The organism is Aquitalea palustris (assembly GCF_003693445.1).
Classification (GTDB): Bacteria; Pseudomonadota; Gammaproteobacteria; order Burkholderiales; family Chromobacteriaceae; genus Aquitalea; species Aquitalea palustris.
Genome location: NZ_RFAR01000055.1, coordinates 13,029 through 28,477, shown reverse-complemented (window position 1 = coordinate 28,477; position 15,449 = coordinate 13,029). Strand labels below are relative to the sequence as shown.

The window sequence follows — 15,449 nt, the reverse complement described above, 5'->3', positions numbered from 1 at the left end:
CCGACACATATTCCCGGCAAGTCCAGCACTGGCATGAATCTTGTTCTGTAACCCACTCCGTTACAGGGCCATCACAGCATGCATACCGACAACATCATCATCATGGGGCTGGGCAATCTGCTCTGGGCCGACGAAGGCTTTGGCGTCCGTGCCGCCGAGCAGCTGTATGCCCGCTATCAACTGCCGGGCAATGTCGAGGTCGTCGATGGCGGCACCCAGGGGCTGCTGCTCTTGCCCTATGTTGAAGCCGCCGACCGGCTGATCCTGTTCGATGCCATCGATTTCGGGCTGGAACCGGGCACGCTCAAGGTGTACCGCGACGACGCAGTGCCGGCCTACCTCACCGCCAAGAAAATGAGCCTGCACCAGACCGGCTTCTCCGAGGTGCTGGCGCTGGCCGACCTCAAGGGCAATCTGCCGGCCAGCATCGTGCTGATCGGCGTGCAGCCGGTGCAGCTGGAAGACTATGGCGGCAGCCTGACCGAGCCGGTACGCGCCCGGCTAGAGCCGGCCCTCAGCCTGGCGGTGGCGCAATTGCAGGAATGGGGCGTGCCGCTGGCGCCACGGCTGGATGGCGAGCGGCTGAACCATGCCAGCCTCGACATGCAGCGCTATGAAGACGAACGACCATCCGCCGCCACTGCCTGTCGCATCGGCGATGGCCGTGTGCTGGGAGAACAATGATGTGCCTGGGCCTTCCCATGCAGGTAGAGCGCTGCCACGGACTGGTGGCTGACTGTCGCCAAGGCGAGCGCTGGCAAAGCGTCGATCTGTCGCTGGTAGGCGAGGTGCAGCCTGGCGACTGGCTGCTGGTATTTACCGGCGCCGCACGCGAAGTGCTCAGCCCGCAACAGGCGGCCGACATTCTGGACGCACTGGCAGCGCTGGATGCCGCCATGAACGGGCAATTCGACCCGAACATCCACCTGGCCGACCTCAATCAGCGCGAACCGCAACTGCCACCGCATCTGCAAGCGCAATTCGACGCACAAAGGAAGACTTTCTGATGTCCACCCCGCAAGACAATCTGCTAGCGCGGCTGGCCGCCACCGGTTATACGCAAACCGACGCCGCAGGTCTGGACAGCCTGGCCGCTAGCACGCCCCAGCTGATCGTGATGCTGAATGCCGACCCGGTGAAATATCCCGAGGTACTGGACAATGTGGTGATCGTGCCGGAAGTGCTGCGCGAATTTCCCGCCGACACCTTCCGTGTGGCCTATGCCGACCTGCCGGCCAGCCAGGCCATCGCCAAACGCTACGGCATCCTGAAATTCCCCGCCCTGCTGTTTTTACGCCAGGGCGAGTACGTGGGCATCATCGCCGGCCTGCAAGACTGGCCGGACATCGTGCATGCCTTTGCCGACAAGCTGACCGCCCCCACCCGCCGCCCGCCTTCGGTCGGCATTCCGGTCACCAGTGCCAGTAACGAGAAAGGTTGCGCATGAACATCAAACCCTTCCCCGTCGCCGTGGTCGGCCTGGGCCCCGGTTCGCAACCGGAAGACCCGGATCTGGCCTATATGCCGTTACCGCGTGAGATCGACAGCTTCGACCAGCCCACCCTGCCCACCTCGGAAGAAGTGGAACACCTGCATGCCGCCAAACAGGTGATTGCCGAGCTGATTACCCAGTTGCAAGGTTACCAGGGCGATGCCGAGTCTTACCCGGTGCAGGACATCAGCCAGCTTGACACCGCCAACCGCCAGTTGATCAACCAGCTGCTGGGCGAAGGCGAGGTGTCCTGTCGGGTGAAGCTGCTGGATGGGCGCGAGCTGGACATGCAGGAATCGGTATTCGCCGGGGTCTGGCGTGTACTGGAAAGCAGCGCTGATGGCCAGCTGCTGGCCGACCGCATCGAAGCCTGCCCGATTCCGTCTGCCGTATGGCAGGCGGCACAAGCCTTTGGCCGGCCACAGCTGGACATCCCCACCCTGCCCGCGCAATTGATGAATGCCGGGCCGGTGCTGACGGAGATCGCTGCCGCCATGCAACACCCCGGCGACGAGGCCCACATCATCAACTTTTCCTTGCTGCCGATGAGCCCGCAGGACATGGACTGCCTGGATGCCATTCTGGGGCCGGGCAATAGCGGCGTGTTCTCGCGTGGCTACGGCAAATGCCGCGTCATGGCCACCTCGCTGCGTAATGTCTGGCGCGTGCAGTACTTCAACGGCATGAACGCCATCTTGCTGGATACCCTGGAAATCACCCGTATTCCGGAAGTGGCGCTGGCCTCCACCGACGATCTGGCCGACTCGCTGGACCGCCTGCAGGAAGCCTGGCAGTGGCTGCAGGGAGAATACTGATGGACGGCCGCTTTGAAGGCTCCTATCTGGGCCGTGATGCCAGCCTGAGCGACACGGCGCGCATGGAATGCAAGATCTGCTGGTGGGTATACGACCCGGCTCTGGGCGACGATGTGTGGCAGATTCCACCCGGTACGCCGTTCTCCGCCCTGCCGGAACACTGGCGCTGCCCGGAGTGCGACGGCGCCCGCGATCAGTTCATGGTACTGGCCGAACCGACATGAGCCAGTCCCCGCAGCCCTTTGCCGCAACGCCGGCTGCGCAGCTGGAAGCGCTGTTCCGTGACATCGCCGCCACCCGCATGCAGGGCATTCCCATCCTCAACCCGGCACTGCAGGTGGAGGCCATCGGCTTCCAGCAATGGGATGGCCCGCAAGGCCGGCTGTGGGCCGGCGTGCTGCTGACGCCCTGGTTCATGAACCTGCTGCTGCTGCCGGCAGAGGCCGACAGCCTGCCCGCCGTGCCGCCGACCGGCGAAACCGTGATCGCCCTGCCCGGCGATGCCCTGCCCTTCATGGCCGGCCACGAAGCTGCGCTGGGTGATTACCGGCTGTGCTCGCTGTTTTCGCCGGTGATGCAGTTTGCCGACCAGGACAGCGCCCGCGCCACCGCGCTGGAAGTGCTGAGGCTGCTATTCCCCGCCCCGCAAGCCGCCGCGCCGGATCTGTCGCGGCGGCGGCTGTTTGGATTGGGCCGATGAAAGCCGACCAGATTCACATTGTCCTGAGCCAGAACAAGGACAAGGGCCAGGCGGTATCGCTAAGCTGGCCACGGCTGGAGGCTGAGCGGGTATTCATCGGCCAGAGCGCAGCACAGGCGGTGCACACCACGCCCATGCTGTTTGCCCTGTGCGCCCGCGCCCAGACCCTGGCCGCCCAACTGGTGCTGCAGCAGGCCGCCGGCTTGCCGGTCAGTGCCAGCCCGGAGCAGCACCGCAGCATCACGCTGGAAGCGGTACGCGAAACGCTGCGCAAGCTGCTGCTGGACTGGTCGCAATGCTTTGATGGCAGCCCGGCAGCCAGCACCTGGATGGCCCGCTGGCGCGCCGCCCGCGATCTGCCCAGCCTGCGCGCACTGGCCGAAGACTTTGTTTACGGCGAAGACTGCGGCCAGTGGCTGCAAGGCGGCGAGGCTGGCTGGCTGGCATGGCTGGAACGGGGTGCCACGGCACCGGCACGCTGGCTGGGCATGCTGGATCAGCCGCTGCCGGGCTGTGCGCTGCTGCCAGCCCTGGATGCCGCCACCCTGGCCAGCCAGCTGGCCGACTGGCTGCGCCCTGGCGGGCCGGTATGGCAGGGTCAGCCGCAGGAAGTAGGAGCGCTGGCACGCGAAGCACCGCAGCTGGCCGGCCTGCTGGCTGCCGGGCAGCTACCCCGGGCACGGCTGCTGGCGCGGCTGCTGCAACTGGCGCGCTGGCTGGATGGCGCGCTATTGCACAGCAGCGTTGCCAGCCTGGCCGATGGTGCGCTGGCGCTGGTGGAAACCGCGCGCGGCCCGCTGCTGCATCTGGCGGCACTGGATGCCAGCGGCCGCATCAGCCGTTACCGGGTGGTGCCACCCACCTTGTGGCACGCCCACCCGGAAGGGGTGCTCAGGGTAAGTCTGGGTTTTCTGGCTGACGCGACTGCCGCAGAATGGCAGCGACAGATCAGCCTGATCGACCCCTGTGTGCCGTACAGCGTTAGCAAGGATGTGGAATATGCATGAAATGTCACTGGCCGAAGGCATCGTCCAGTTACTGGAAGACCAGGCCAAGACGCAGGACTTCCAGCGGGTCAAGCAAGTGTGGCTGAGCATAGGCGAGCTGGCCGGGGTGGAAGCCGAGGCGCTGGAGTTCTGCCTGGACGTGGTCAGCCGCGACACCCTGGCCGACGGCGCGCGCTTTCACTTTGTGCGCCAGCCCGGCACGGGCTGGTGTCTGGCCTGCAGCCAGAGCGTGGCGATTCACGCCCGCTTTGATGCCTGCCCGCTGTGTGGCAAGCATCAAGTACAAGTGACTGGCGGCGACGAGATGCGCGTCAGCGAACTGGAAGTGGAATAAGCCCCGCACCATGAATACCGGCAAGCGGCCACCGGCCGCTGCCATCAGCACAAAAAACAAGGAGAGGCAGCAATGTGTACCGTTTGCGGCTGCAGCAAAGGCAATGTGAAGATTGAAGGCCGGGCTCCCGGCGGCGTGAAATTCCCCTATCGCTCGCACCATGCGCATGCTCACGAGCATGGCCATTCCCACGACCACGACCACGACCACGACCACGACCAGCATCATGTCCATGCCCACCCGGCACCGGCAATCCCGGCAGGCCGGGCGGCAGAACACCAGCCAGCCCTCAGCCAGCAGGCGGGCGGCGCGGCGCTGCATTACGGTCAGGGCGCGGCGCATGCCCATGCGCCGGGGCTGAGCCAGGCACGCATGGTGAAGATCGAGCAGGACATCTTGTCCAAGAACGATGGCTATGCCGCGCAAAACCGCCAGTGGCTGCGCGACCGTGGCATTTTTGCGCTGAATCTGGTGTCCAGCCCCGGTTCCGGCAAAACCACTCTGCTGGCCGAAACCATCCGCCAGCTGGGCCATGACACCCTGGTATACGTGGTGGAAGGCGACCAGCAAACCAGCAACGATGCCGAACGCATCCGTGCTGCCGGCGCCCCGGCCATCCAGATCAACACCGGCAAGGGCTGTCATCTGGACGCCCACATGGTGGGCCAGGCGCTGGAACAACTGAACCCGGCCGACGACAGCCTGTTGCTGATCGAAAACGTCGGCAATCTGGTGTGCCCGGCGGCGTTCGACCTGGGCGAGGCACACAAGGTGGCCATCCTGTCGGTGACCGAGGGCGAGGACAAGCCGCTGAAATACCCCGACATGTTTGCCGCCGCCGACGTGATGCTGCTGACCAAGATCGACCTGCTGCGCCATCTCGATTTCGACGTGGATGTGTGCATCGCCAATGCCCGCCGCGTCAACCCGAAAATCAAGGTGCTGCAGCTGTCCAGCAAGAGCGGCGACGGCATGGACTTGTGGATAGACTGGCTGCTGCTGGAAATGAACGATGCCCAGCTGGTGAAACAGCGCGAAGTGGCGCGCCTGCGCCAGCAGATTGCCGCGCTGGAACAGCAGTTGCAGGAGCGAAGCTGAATCATGGCCACACAAAGACTGCGCCTGACTGTGCGCGGCCGGGTCCAAGGGGTGGGTTTTCGCCCCTTTGTCTGGCGTACCGCGCAGGCTCAGGGCCTGTCCGGTTTTGTGCACAATACCGGCGAAGGCGTCACCATCGAGCTGCAGGGCAGCAGCAGCCAGCTGGCCGCCTTTCGCCACCAGCTGCAGCATGATCTGCCGCCGCTGGCGCAGATAGACAGCCTGCAGCAAAGCCTGCTCGACCCGCTGCCCGAGGCCGGGCCGTTTGAAATCCGCGATAGCAGCGGCAGCACCACCCACGCCCAGCTGCCGGCTGACAGCGCCACCTGTCCGGCCTGTCTGAACGAGTTGTTCACCCCCGGCGACCGCCGCTATCGCTACCCCTTCATCAACTGTACCGACTGCGGCCCGCGCTACACCGTTACCCATCGCCTGCCCTACGACCGTGCCAACACCAGCATGCTGCCCTTCCTGCTGTGCCCGGAGTGCCGCAGCGAATACCAGAGCCCGCACAGCCGCCGCTTTCATGCCGAACCCACCGCCTGTCCCAGCTGTGGCCCGCAGCTGCAACTGACCGACCGCTTCGGCCAGCCACTGAAGGGTGACCCGGTGCATGGCGCCTGGCAGATCCTGCAAATGGGCCGCAGCATTGCCATGAAGGGCCTGGGTGGTTTTCACCTGGTATGCGATGCCACCAGTGCCGAAGCCGTGGCCCGGCTGCGCCAGCTCAAGCACCGCCCCGGCAAGCCGCTGGCGGTGATGGCACTGAATATCGACTCGGTGCGTGCCTTCTGTGAAGTCAGCCCGGCCGAAGCCGCCTGGCTGCTGCGCCCGGAGCGGCCCATTGTGCTGCTGCAGAAAAAAGCCGGTGCCGACCAACTGCTGCCGGATATTGCCCCCGGCATTGGCTGCATCGGCGTGATGCTGCCTTACACTCCGCTGCAATGGCTGCTGTTCTACCAGGCGCTAGGCCGTCCGGCGGGCCATGACTGGCGTCGTCAGCCCTGTGAACGCATCTGGGTGATGACCAGCGCCAACCTGTCCGGCGAACCCATCGTCACCACCAATCAGGAAGCACGCGAACGGCTGAACAAGGTGGCCGATGTCTTCCTGCTGCACAACCGCAACATCGTCACCCGCTGCGACGATAGCGTGCTGGCGGTGCAGGCTGGTCAGCCCTTGTTCTATCGCCGTGCCCGTGGTTTTGTGCCCGATCCGCTCACGCTCGCCGCAGACGGTCCGGATGTCCTGGCACTGGGTGCCTATCTCAAGACCACGGTCAGCGTATTGCGCGGCACACAGGCTTTTGTATCGCAGCATGTGGGCGACCTGGACCACCCGCTCAGTTGCGAATCGCTGGAACAGACCGCCCAGCATCTGCTCGACCTCACCGGCGTCACACCGCAAGCCATCGCCTGCGACTTGCAGCCGGACAGTTTCTCCAGCCAGCTGGCGCAGCAATGGTCGCAGCGGCTGGACATTCCCTTGCTGCCGGTACAACACCACCATGCCCACCTGGCAGCGGTGATGGCCGAACACGGCCTGCATGGCCCTCTGCTGGGGCTGGCACTGGACGGTTACGGCCTGGGCAAGAACGGTGGTGCCTGGGGTGGCGAACTGATGATGCTGGAAGGCGCCAGCTGCGAACGCATGGGCCACATCAGCCCGCTGCCGCTGCCCGGCGGCGACAAGGCGGCGCGTGAGCCATGGCGCATGGCGGTGGGGCTATGGCAACGCTATTGCCCGGACTTGCCACTGCCGCCGCATCTGGCCGAACAGCCCGGCCTGCCCTTGCTGCTGCGCCAGCTGGAAACCGGGCTCAACTGCCCGGACACCACCAGCATGGGCCGCTGGTTCGATGCCATTGCCGGCCTTACCGGGCTGTGCCCGCTGCAAAGTTTCGAAAGCGAGGCCGCGCAAAAACTGGAAGCCCTGGCCGCCGACTGTGCTCCGCTGGCCGGAGGCTGGCAGGTATCGCCGGCCAATCTGCTCGACCTCAGCCCGCTGGCGCGCCAGCTGCTGCAATTGTCCGACCCGGTCGCCATCGCCAGCCTGTGGCACGCCACGCTGGCGGCGGCGCTGGCCGACTGGGCCGGGCGCGCAGCCAGCACCACCGGCATCCGCCAGCTGGTACTGGCCGGCGGCTGCTGTGCCAACCGCCGCTTGTTGAACAGCCTGCTGCCGCAGCTGCGTGATGCCGGGCTGCAAGTCCATACCGCACAACAGCTACCACCCAATGATGGCGGCCTCAGCCTGGGACAAGCCTGGGTAGCCAGACAACGCCTGCTGCAACAATAAGGAAAACACCATGTGCCTGGCCATGCCGGTAAGAATCAGCCAACTGCTGCCCGATGACATGGCAGTGGTTGATATGGATGGCGTCAGCCGCGAAGTATCAGTCGCCCTGATCGATGCTCCGCAGGAGGGCGATTACGTCATCCTGCATGTCGGTTACGCCATCGGCAAACTCGATGCCGAGGAAGCCGCCCGCACCCTGGCCCTGATGGACCAGCTGGCGGCAGGAGAGCAGGCATGAAATATGTAGACGAATTCCGCCGTGGCGACATCGCCCGTGGCATGGCGGCCCACATCCGCACGCTGGTGCAGCCGGGCCGGCAATACCGGCTGATGGAATTCTGCGGTGGCCACACCCACGCCATTGCCCGCTACGGACTCACCGGCCTGCTGCCGGAGAATATCCGGCTGATTCACGGCCCAGGCTGTCCGGTGTGCGTGCTGCCCATCGGCCGGGTGGATTCGGCCATCGAGCTGGCGCTGCGCCCGGATGTCATCCTGTGCAGCTATGGCGACACCCTGCGCGTGCCTGCATCAAACAAGATGAGCCTGTACCAGGCACGCGCCAAAGGGGCCGATGTGCGCATGGTGTACTCCACCAAGGACGCGCTGCAGATCGCCCGTGACAATCCGCACAAGCAGGTGGTGTTTTTCGCCATCGGCTTTGAAACCACCACCCCGCCCACCGCGCTGGCGCTGTTACAGGCCCGCCAGGAAAAGCTGGCCAATTTCAGCGTGTTCTGCAATCACGTGCTCACCCCACCCGCCATGCGCCATCTGCTGGCGGCAGGTGATGCGGTGGAGCTGGACGGCTTTATCGGCCCCTCGCATGTCAGCACCGTCATCGGCAGCGCACCCTATGCCGCCGTGGCGACAGAATTTGCCAAGCCGGTGGTGATTGCCGGCTTCGAGCCGCTGGACGTGCTGCAAGCGGTGGCCATGCTGGTGGAGCAGATCAATGCAGGGCGTACCGAGGTGGAAACCCAGTTCAGCCGCGCGGTTACCCTTCAGGGCAATGACAAGGCGCGCGAGCGGGTGGCGCAGACCATGACACTGCGCGATAGCTTTGAATGGCGCGGGCTGGGCCAGGTGCCGCACTCCGCGCTGGCCATTCACCCCGATTTTGCCGAGTTCGACGCCGAGCTGCGCTTTACCCTGCCCTACCGCCACGTAGCGGACCACAAGGCCTGCGAGTGCGCGGCCATCCTGCGCGGCCAGAAACAGCCACAGGACTGCAAGGTATTCGGCATCGTCTGCACGCCGGACAACCCGCTGGGTTCCTGCATGGTATCCAGCGAAGGCGCCTGCGCCGCCCACTATCACTATGGCCGCTTCGTGCAAGGAGCCACGGCATGAGCAAGTCCTACACCCGTCCGCTCGACCTCAAGCACGGTCTGGTCAACCTGACCCACGGCAGCGGCGGCCGCGCCATGGCCCAGCTGGTGAGCGAGCTGTTTGCCGCCGAGTTCGCCAACGACTGGCTGGCCCAGGGCAATGATCAGGCCATCCTGCCGCCGCCCGGCGCACGTATTGCCATCGCCACCGACAGCCATGTCATCTCGCCCTTGTTCTTTCCCGGCGGCGACATCGGCAGCCTCGCGGTGCATGGCACGGTGAATGATCTGGCCATGGGCGGTGCCACCCCGCTATATCTGAGTGCTGGTTTCATTCTGGAAGAAGGCCTGCCGCTGGCCGATCTGGCGCGCATCGTGCGCTCCATGGCTGCCGCTGCCCGCGATGCCGGCGTGGCCATTGTCACCGGCGACACCAAGGTGGTGGAACGCGGCAAGGGTGACGGCGTGTTCATCTCCACCACCGGCGTCGGCGTGGTGGCCGATGGGGTAAACCTGTCCGGCGACCAGGCCCGGCCCGGCGATGTGATCCTGCTGTCCGGCACACTGGGCGACCACGGCATGGCGGTGATGTCGCAACGCGAGAGCCTGGGCTTTGCCAGCCCCATCCTCTCCGACAGCGCCGCCCTGCACACCCTGGCCGCCGAGCTGCTGGCCGCCTGCCCCGGCCTGCGGCTGATGCGCGACCCCACCCGTGGCGGACTGGCCACCACGCTGAATGAAATCGCCCAGCAATCCGGTGTGGGCATGCGCCTGCAGGAAAACGCCATTCCGGTGCAGGCCAGCGTGCGTGCTGCCTGCGAATTTCTCGGACTGGACCCGCTTTACATCGCCAACGAGGGTAAACTGATCGCCATCTGTCCGGCAGAACAGGCGGCAGCGGCACTAGCCGCCCTGCAAGCCCACCCGCTGGGACAGCAGGCGGCCATCATCGGCGAAGTGGTAGCCGATGCCCACCAGTTTGTCCGGGTAGCCACCGACTTTGGCGGCGAACGGCTGCTGGACTGGCTCAGCGGCGAAATGCTGCCACGCATTTGCTAGGCTGAAACAGCGGCAGCAGCCATGGCTGCCAGCCACCGACCCGGGCGACACAGTCCGGGCGAACAGACAATAACAACGCTTGACTGGGATAAGAACAATGCGCGCAAAACCCGCCATTTTGCTGGTGGATGACGAAATCCGCTCGCTGGAAGCACTGGAACGGACGCTGGAAGACGACTTCACCCTGTTTACCGCGCAGGGAGGCGCGGAAGCACTGGCCATTCTGGAATCGGAATTCATCCAGGTGGTGGTCAGCGACCAGCGCATGCCGGACATGAGCGGCGTGGAATTCCTCAAACAGGTACGCGAGCGCTGCCCGCAGGTCATCCGCATCATCCTGTCCGGCTACACCGACAACGCCGACATCATCGCCGCCGTCAACGATGCCGGCATCTACCAGTACCTGCTCAAGCCCTGGCGGCCGGAATCGCTGCTGCTGACCGTGCAGGGCGCGGTGGAGCTGTTTCGCCTGCAGCAGGAAAACGAGCTGCTCAATATCGAGCTGAAAGCCTCCGAACCCTGGCTCAAGGTCAAGGTGGACAGCAAGCGCGAACAGATGCGCGAACGCTCGGCCATGGACAATATCGTGCGGGCGCCGGACAGCAGCATGAGCAAGATCTGCGCGCTGCTGGCACGGGTGTCGCCGTTTGACATCTCGGTGCTGATCGAGGGTGAATCCGGCGTGGGCAAGGAATTGCTGGCGCGCGCCCTGCACTACGCCAGCCATCGCCGCGACCGTCCCTTCGTGGTGGAAAACTGCGCCGCCATGCCAGAACAGCTGCTGGAGAGCGAGCTGTTCGGCCACAAGCGCGGGGCCTTTACCGGTGCCTATCAGGACCGCATCGGCCTGTTTCAGCAAGCCGATGGCGGCACCATTTTCCTGGATGAAATCGGCGAAACCTCACCCGCCTTCCAGGCCAAGCTGCTGCGTGTGCTGCAGGAAGGCGAAATCCGCCCGGTGGGCAGCCCGCGCCCGCTGAAAGTGAATGTGCGCGTGGTATCGGCCACCAACAAGCTGCTGCCCGAGCTGGTGCGCGCCGGGCAGTTCCGTGAAGACCTCTACTACCGGCTGTCGGCCTTTACCGTCAGCGTGCCGCCGCTGCGCGAGCGGCCACAGGACATTCCGCTGATCGCCCAGGCCCTGCTGGACGAAGCCCGCCACCACTACCAGCGTCCGGCCGCGCGCTTTGGCGAGGACACCCTGCAAGCCCTGCAGGACTACCGCTGGCCGGGCAATGTGCGCCAGCTGCGCAACGAGATCAACCGCATGCTGGTGCTGAGCGACGACGACTTGCTGGGTGCCGAACTGCTGTCCGCCGAAGTGCTGCAAGCCGCTGCCGAAGAACAAGTCGCCGAGCTGGCTTTTCTCACCGGCCTGCCCGGCGACCTGAAAACCCGCATGGACGAGCTGGAAAAACAGATCCTGCGCGAAACCCTCACCCGCCAGCGCTGGAACAAGACCCGCGCAGCCGCCGAGCTGGGCCTGTCCCGCGTCGGCCTGCGCAACAAGCTGACCCGCTATGGCCTCGAAAAATAAACGCCTGCTGTGGCTGCAATCCGGTGGCTGCGGCGGCTGTACGCTGTCGCTGCTGAATGCCGATGCCCCCAGCCTGTTCACCACGCTGGCCGACATCGGCATCGAGCTGATCTGGCACCCGAGCTTTGCCGAACAAAGCCTGGATGAAGCCATGCAACTGCTGCAGCGGCTGGCTGATGGCAGCGAGCCGCTGGACATGCTCTGCCTGGAAGGCTCGGTGATGACCGGCGCCGCCGGCCGTTTCCATTTGCTGCCGGACGGGCAAAGCATGAGCACGCGGATCGAACAGCTGGCCCGCCGCGCCGGCCAGGTGATTGCCGTGGGCACTTGCGCTGCCTATGGCGGCATCAGCGCTGCCGGCGACAATCTCACCGGTGCGGTGGGGCTGGACTATGCCGGCAGTCATCCCGGTGGCCTGCTGGGTGGAGGCTTTCACGCAGCCGGCGGCCTGCCGGTAGTAAATATTTCCGGCTGTCCCACCCATCCGGGCTGGGTGCTGGAAACCCTGGCCTTGCTGGCGGCCGACAGCTTGCAAGCCAACGACCTCGACCCGCTGGGCCGCCCGCGCTTTTACGCCGACAAGCTGGTACACCACGGCTGCGACAAGAACGAGTTTTACGAATTCAAGGCCAGCGCCACCGCGCCGGGACAGATGGGCTGCCTGATGGAGCATGTCGGCTGCAAGGGCACCCAGGCCCATGCCGACTGCAACAGCCGTGGCTGGAATGGCGAAGGCTCCTGCCTGACTGGCGGCTACCCCTGCATCAACTGCACCGCGCCTGACTTTGCCGACCCCGGCCATGGTTTCTTCAGCACACCGCAGGTAGCCGGCTTCCCGGTAGGCCTGCCCACCGACATGCCCAAGGCCTGGTTTGTCGCGCTGTCCACCCTGTCCAAATCGGCCACCCCAACCCGGGTCAGACAGAATGCCGTGCTGGACCGCCTGACTGTTCCCCCCTCGCTACCGAAAAAGGGCAAAGCATGAGCCGTCGCATTCTTGGCCCCTTCAACCGTGTCGAGGGCGACCTCAACATCACCCTGGACTTTGCCGATGGCAAGGTCAGCGCCGCCCGCGTCACCGCACCGCTGTTTCGCGGCTTCGAACGCATATTGCTGGGGCGCGAGCCGCTGGATGCGCTGGCCATCGTGCCGCGCATTTGCGGCATCTGCTCGGTATCGCAATCGGTAGCGGCGGCGCATGCGCTGTCGCAGCTGTATGACATCAGCCCGCCAGCCAATGGCCAGCGGGTGCTGAACCTGATCCACGCGGTGGAAAACATTGCCGATCACCTCAGCCATTTCTACCTGTTTTTCATGCCGGACTTTGCCCGTGCCGACTACCAGCAGCATGGCTGGCACAGTGAAACCCTGGCCCGCTTCAAGGCCCAGTCCGGTAGCGCCGTCGCTCCCATGCTGGAAGCACGCGCCATCCTGATGCGCTTCATGGGCAGCCTGGCCGGCCACTGGCCGCATACCCTGTGCCTGCAACCGGGCGGGGTGACCAAGGTGGTCAGCGCCGCCGAGCGGGTACGCTTGCAACAATGGCTGCGCAGCTTCCGCCGCTTTCTGGAGCAGCGCACTTTTGGCCAGCCACTGGAAGCCATTGCCGCACTGGATAGCCAGGCAGCGCTGGAACGCTACCGCTCACAGGCAGCAGCCGCAGATTTCGCCCATTTCCTGCACCTTGCCGAGCAGCTGCAATTACACCAGCTGGGCCGCAGCTACGACCACTTCATCGCGGCGGCCGCCTATGCCGGCCCGGACGGCCCCTGGAGCCCGGCAGGGCTATGGCAACAGGGCGTCAGCCAGCCGCTGCCGCTGGAGCAGATCAGCGAAGACAACCACAGCAGCTGGCTGGCCGGCGATGGCCCGAGCGCCCCGTTGCACACCGACACCGTGCCACTGCCGGACAAGGCCGAAGGCTATAGCTGGAGCAAGGCACCACGGGTGGCTGGCCTTGCCGCAGAAACCGGCGCACTGGCGCGCGGCCTGCTGCGCGGCGAGCCACTGCTCAGCGAGATGGTGGCCAGTGCCGGCGGCAATGTACTGAGCCGGGTGGTGGCCAGACTGACCGAGGTGGCGCGCATCGTGCCGCTGATGGAACACTGGCTGGCCGCACTGGAGCTGGAACAGCCCTTCCAGCAGCCCTGCCCGGCCAGCGCAGTGCACAACAGCGCCATCGGCCTGACCGAAGCCGCTCGCGGCATGCTGGGCCACTGGGTAACCCTGGATGCCGGCCGTATCAGCCGCTACCAGATCATTGCCCCCACCACCTGGAATTTTTCACCGCGTGACAGCAAGGAGCTGCCCGGCCCACTGGAAAAAGCGCTGGAAGGCGTGGATGCCAGCGACCCGCAAGCCCTGCAGGTTCAGCACATTGTCAGGAGTTTCGATCCATGCCAGGTCTGCACCACGCACTGAACGCGCCGGTCTGCTTGCCGGATGACAGCATGGCCGCTGCCGGACAAGAGCTGGCCGAAGCCGCCTGGATCGACGTCATCCAGCGCATGGACGAGGTATACAGCGAGCTGGTGGCCTCGCAGGAAACGCTGGAAACCAAGCACCGCGAACTGGCAGAAGCCCATCACTTTACCGAAGGCGTGCTGGCTGCCATGACCGATGTACTGGTGGTGTGCGATACCGTGGGCAAGGTGCGCCAGGTCAACCGCGCCATGCTGCAGCTGACCGGCCACGCGGAAAGCGAGCTGGTGGGCCGCGAACTGGCCGAGCTGGTGGAAGACAGCCAGGCACGCAGCCAGATCGCCACCTTGCTGGCGGCAGGTCGCAGCGATGTGCAGGATGTGGAAATCGCCCTGCCCCGGCAGCAGGGCGAGCCGGTACCGGTCACCTGGAATGTCAGCCCCTTGTACGACGGTGAAGGCCGCTACAGCGGCTTTGTCGCTGTGGGCCGTCCGATTGGCGAACTCAAGCGCGCCTATGCCCAGCTGCAAGCGGCGCATCAGGCACTGAAATCAGCGCAGGCGCAGCTGGTGCAGGCGGAAAAGATGGCCTCGCTCGGCCGGCTGGTCGCTGGCGTGGCGCACGAGCTGAACAACCCCATCAGCTTTATCCTGGGCAATGCCCACGCCATGCAGCGCTATGCCGGCAAGCTCACCCGCTATCTCAATGCCATCCACGCCCATGACCTGAGCAGCGACAACCAGGCGCTGCGCATCGAGCTGAAAATCGACCGCCTGCTGGCCGACCTGCCCTCGCTCAGCGCCGGCCTGATGGAAGGCGCCGAGCGCAGCGGCCATATCGTGGATGCACTGAAGCGCTTTTCCGCCGTGGAAGAAAACACCCGCCAGCGGGTGGATCTGGCCGATCTCACCCAGCGCGCCGTGCACTGGGTCAGCCGGGCCGCGCCGTTTCGGGTCGAGGTCAGCAGCAGCGGGCTGGATGAGCCTGCCTGGGTGTGCGGCTCGGCCAACCAGTTGCAGCAGGTATTGGTCAACCTGATCCAGAATGCTTTCGATGCCATCGAGAAAACCCCGCAGCCCACGCTGCAGCTACGACTGGAACGCGCCGGCGACATGGTGGAACTGGTCTTGCTAGACAATGGCCCCGGCATCAGCGAAGAGGCATTACCGCTGATTTTCGACCCCTTCTTCACCACCAAGCCCATCGGCAAGGGCACCGGGCTGGGCCTGTCCATCAGCTATGGCATCGTCGAGCGCCATGGCGGCCAACTGAGCGCCGACAGCCCGCAAAGCGGCGGTGCCTGCTTTACCTTGCGCCTGCCGGCCTACCACCACTGAATCACCCCGCACCATGAAAA

General features: G+C 65.1%; 17 protein-coding genes. All 17 read left to right on the top strand.

The genetic code is table 11. The features are described from left to right. Window positions 1–78: 78 nt before the first annotated feature. The 17 genes from hybD to EAY64_RS13440 all read left to right on the top strand — a co-directional run bounded on the left by hybD (window position 79) and on the right by EAY64_RS13440 (window position 15,429). Complete coding sequence (gene hybD, locus EAY64_RS13520; protein WP_103525274.1) at window positions 79–684, top strand: HyaD/HybD family hydrogenase maturation endopeptidase; 606 nt, start codon at window positions 79–81, stop codon at window positions 682–684. Next, the gene (locus EAY64_RS13515; protein ID WP_199734448.1) at window positions 681–1,007 is read left to right on the top strand and encodes a HypC/HybG/HupF family hydrogenase formation chaperone; all 327 of its coding nucleotides are present in this window, start codon (window positions 681–683) and stop codon (window positions 1,005–1,007) included. The genes hybD and EAY64_RS13515 overlap by 4 nt, the downstream gene beginning before the upstream one ends. Further along, window positions 1,007–1,447, top strand: a complete 441-nt coding sequence (locus EAY64_RS13510) for a thioredoxin domain-containing protein (RefSeq protein ID WP_103525272.1) — start codon at window positions 1,007–1,009, stop codon at window positions 1,445–1,447. The genes EAY64_RS13515 and EAY64_RS13510 overlap by 1 nt, the downstream gene beginning before the upstream one ends. Beyond that, on the top strand, window positions 1,444–2,307 hold the full coding sequence (locus EAY64_RS13505) for a hydrogenase expression/formation protein (RefSeq protein ID WP_103525271.1): 864 nt from the start codon (window positions 1,444–1,446) through the stop codon (window positions 2,305–2,307). The genes EAY64_RS13510 and EAY64_RS13505 overlap by 4 nt, the downstream gene beginning before the upstream one ends. Next, window positions 2,307–2,531 carry a rubredoxin gene (locus EAY64_RS13500; protein ID WP_103525270.1) on the top strand — a complete coding sequence of 75 codons (225 nt, stop codon included), beginning with the start codon at window positions 2,307–2,309 and terminating at the stop codon, window positions 2,529–2,531. Before EAY64_RS13505 ends, EAY64_RS13500 begins: the two co-directional genes overlap by 1 nt. Continuing rightward, entirely contained in the window at window positions 2,528–3,007 is a 480-nt protein-coding gene (gene hybE / locus EAY64_RS13495; RefSeq protein WP_103525269.1) for a [NiFe]-hydrogenase assembly chaperone HybE, read from the top strand. The genes EAY64_RS13500 and hybE overlap by 4 nt, the downstream gene beginning before the upstream one ends. Further along, on the top strand, window positions 3,004–4,014 hold the full coding sequence (locus EAY64_RS13490) for a hypothetical protein (RefSeq protein WP_103525268.1): 1,011 nt from the start codon (window positions 3,004–3,006) through the stop codon (window positions 4,012–4,014). Before hybE ends, EAY64_RS13490 begins: the two co-directional genes overlap by 4 nt. Then, window positions 4,007–4,348, top strand: coding sequence for a hydrogenase maturation nickel metallochaperone HypA (gene hypA / locus EAY64_RS13485; RefSeq protein ID WP_199104850.1), 342 nt, complete (start codon window positions 4,007–4,009; stop codon window positions 4,346–4,348). Before EAY64_RS13490 ends, hypA begins: the two co-directional genes overlap by 8 nt. A gap of 72 nt (window positions 4,349–4,420) precedes the next feature. Next, the gene (gene hypB, locus EAY64_RS13480; protein WP_103525267.1) at window positions 4,421–5,446 is read left to right on the top strand and encodes a hydrogenase nickel incorporation protein HypB; all 1,026 of its coding nucleotides are present in this window, start codon (window positions 4,421–4,423) and stop codon (window positions 5,444–5,446) included. 3 nt (window positions 5,447–5,449) lie between these two features. After that, complete coding sequence (gene hypF, locus EAY64_RS13475) at window positions 5,450–7,744, top strand: carbamoyltransferase HypF (RefSeq protein ID WP_199734447.1); 2,295 nt, start codon at window positions 5,450–5,452, stop codon at window positions 7,742–7,744. A 10-nt stretch (window positions 7,745–7,754) separates the two neighbouring features. Beyond that, a complete protein-coding gene (locus EAY64_RS13470; protein ID WP_103525266.1) occupies window positions 7,755–7,982 on the top strand; it encodes a HypC/HybG/HupF family hydrogenase formation chaperone in 228 nt (75 codons plus the stop codon). Continuing rightward, on the top strand, window positions 7,979–9,097 hold the full coding sequence (gene hypD / locus EAY64_RS13465) for a hydrogenase formation protein HypD (RefSeq protein WP_103525265.1): 1,119 nt from the start codon (window positions 7,979–7,981) through the stop codon (window positions 9,095–9,097). Before EAY64_RS13470 ends, hypD begins: the two co-directional genes overlap by 4 nt. Beyond that, window positions 9,094–10,134, top strand: coding sequence for a hydrogenase expression/formation protein HypE (hypE, locus tag EAY64_RS13460; protein WP_103525264.1), 1,041 nt, complete (start codon window positions 9,094–9,096; stop codon window positions 10,132–10,134). Before hypD ends, hypE begins: the two co-directional genes overlap by 4 nt. Before the next feature lie 97 nt (window positions 10,135–10,231). Next, complete coding sequence (locus EAY64_RS13455; protein ID WP_103525263.1) at window positions 10,232–11,671, top strand: sigma-54-dependent transcriptional regulator; 1,440 nt, start codon at window positions 10,232–10,234, stop codon at window positions 11,669–11,671. Continuing rightward, window positions 11,655–12,656: an NADH-quinone oxidoreductase subunit B family protein gene (locus EAY64_RS13450; RefSeq protein ID WP_103525262.1), complete on the top strand. Its 1,002-nt coding sequence runs from the start codon at window positions 11,655–11,657 to the stop codon at window positions 12,654–12,656. Before EAY64_RS13455 ends, EAY64_RS13450 begins: the two co-directional genes overlap by 17 nt. After that, window positions 12,653–14,092: a nickel-dependent hydrogenase large subunit gene (locus EAY64_RS13445; RefSeq protein WP_103525261.1), complete on the top strand. Its 1,440-nt coding sequence runs from the start codon at window positions 12,653–12,655 to the stop codon at window positions 14,090–14,092. Before EAY64_RS13450 ends, EAY64_RS13445 begins: the two co-directional genes overlap by 4 nt. Beyond that, window positions 14,068–15,429, top strand: a complete 1,362-nt coding sequence (locus EAY64_RS13440; protein ID WP_199104858.1) for a sensor histidine kinase — start codon at window positions 14,068–14,070, stop codon at window positions 15,427–15,429. The genes EAY64_RS13445 and EAY64_RS13440 overlap by 25 nt, the downstream gene beginning before the upstream one ends. Window positions 15,430–15,449 lie beyond the last annotated feature (20 nt).

Coding starts and splice junctions, on each gene's coding strand:
- hybD (WP_103525274.1), top strand. CDS start 79: ATGCATACCGACAACATCATCATCATGGGGCTGGGCAATCTGCTCTGG.
- EAY64_RS13515 (WP_199734448.1), top strand. CDS start 681: ATGATGTGCCTGGGCCTTCCCATGCAGGTAGAGCGCTGCCACGGACTG.
- EAY64_RS13510 (WP_103525272.1), top strand. CDS start 1,007: ATGTCCACCCCGCAAGACAATCTGCTAGCGCGGCTGGCCGCCACCGGT.
- EAY64_RS13505 (WP_103525271.1), top strand. CDS start 1,444: ATGAACATCAAACCCTTCCCCGTCGCCGTGGTCGGCCTGGGCCCCGGT.
- EAY64_RS13500 (WP_103525270.1), top strand. CDS start 2,307: ATGGACGGCCGCTTTGAAGGCTCCTATCTGGGCCGTGATGCCAGCCTG.
- hybE (WP_103525269.1), top strand. CDS start 2,528: ATGAGCCAGTCCCCGCAGCCCTTTGCCGCAACGCCGGCTGCGCAGCTG.
- EAY64_RS13490 (WP_103525268.1), top strand. CDS start 3,004: ATGAAAGCCGACCAGATTCACATTGTCCTGAGCCAGAACAAGGACAAG.
- hypA (WP_199104850.1), top strand. CDS start 4,007: ATGCATGAAATGTCACTGGCCGAAGGCATCGTCCAGTTACTGGAAGAC.
- hypB (WP_103525267.1), top strand. CDS start 4,421: ATGTGTACCGTTTGCGGCTGCAGCAAAGGCAATGTGAAGATTGAAGGC.
- hypF (WP_199734447.1), top strand. CDS start 5,450: ATGGCCACACAAAGACTGCGCCTGACTGTGCGCGGCCGGGTCCAAGGG.
- EAY64_RS13470 (WP_103525266.1), top strand. CDS start 7,755: ATGTGCCTGGCCATGCCGGTAAGAATCAGCCAACTGCTGCCCGATGAC.
- hypD (WP_103525265.1), top strand. CDS start 7,979: ATGAAATATGTAGACGAATTCCGCCGTGGCGACATCGCCCGTGGCATG.
- hypE (WP_103525264.1), top strand. CDS start 9,094: ATGAGCAAGTCCTACACCCGTCCGCTCGACCTCAAGCACGGTCTGGTC.
- EAY64_RS13455 (WP_103525263.1), top strand. CDS start 10,232: ATGCGCGCAAAACCCGCCATTTTGCTGGTGGATGACGAAATCCGCTCG.
- EAY64_RS13450 (WP_103525262.1), top strand. CDS start 11,655: ATGGCCTCGAAAAATAAACGCCTGCTGTGGCTGCAATCCGGTGGCTGC.
- EAY64_RS13445 (WP_103525261.1), top strand. CDS start 12,653: ATGAGCCGTCGCATTCTTGGCCCCTTCAACCGTGTCGAGGGCGACCTC.
- EAY64_RS13440 (WP_199104858.1), top strand. CDS start 14,068: ATGCCAGGTCTGCACCACGCACTGAACGCGCCGGTCTGCTTGCCGGAT.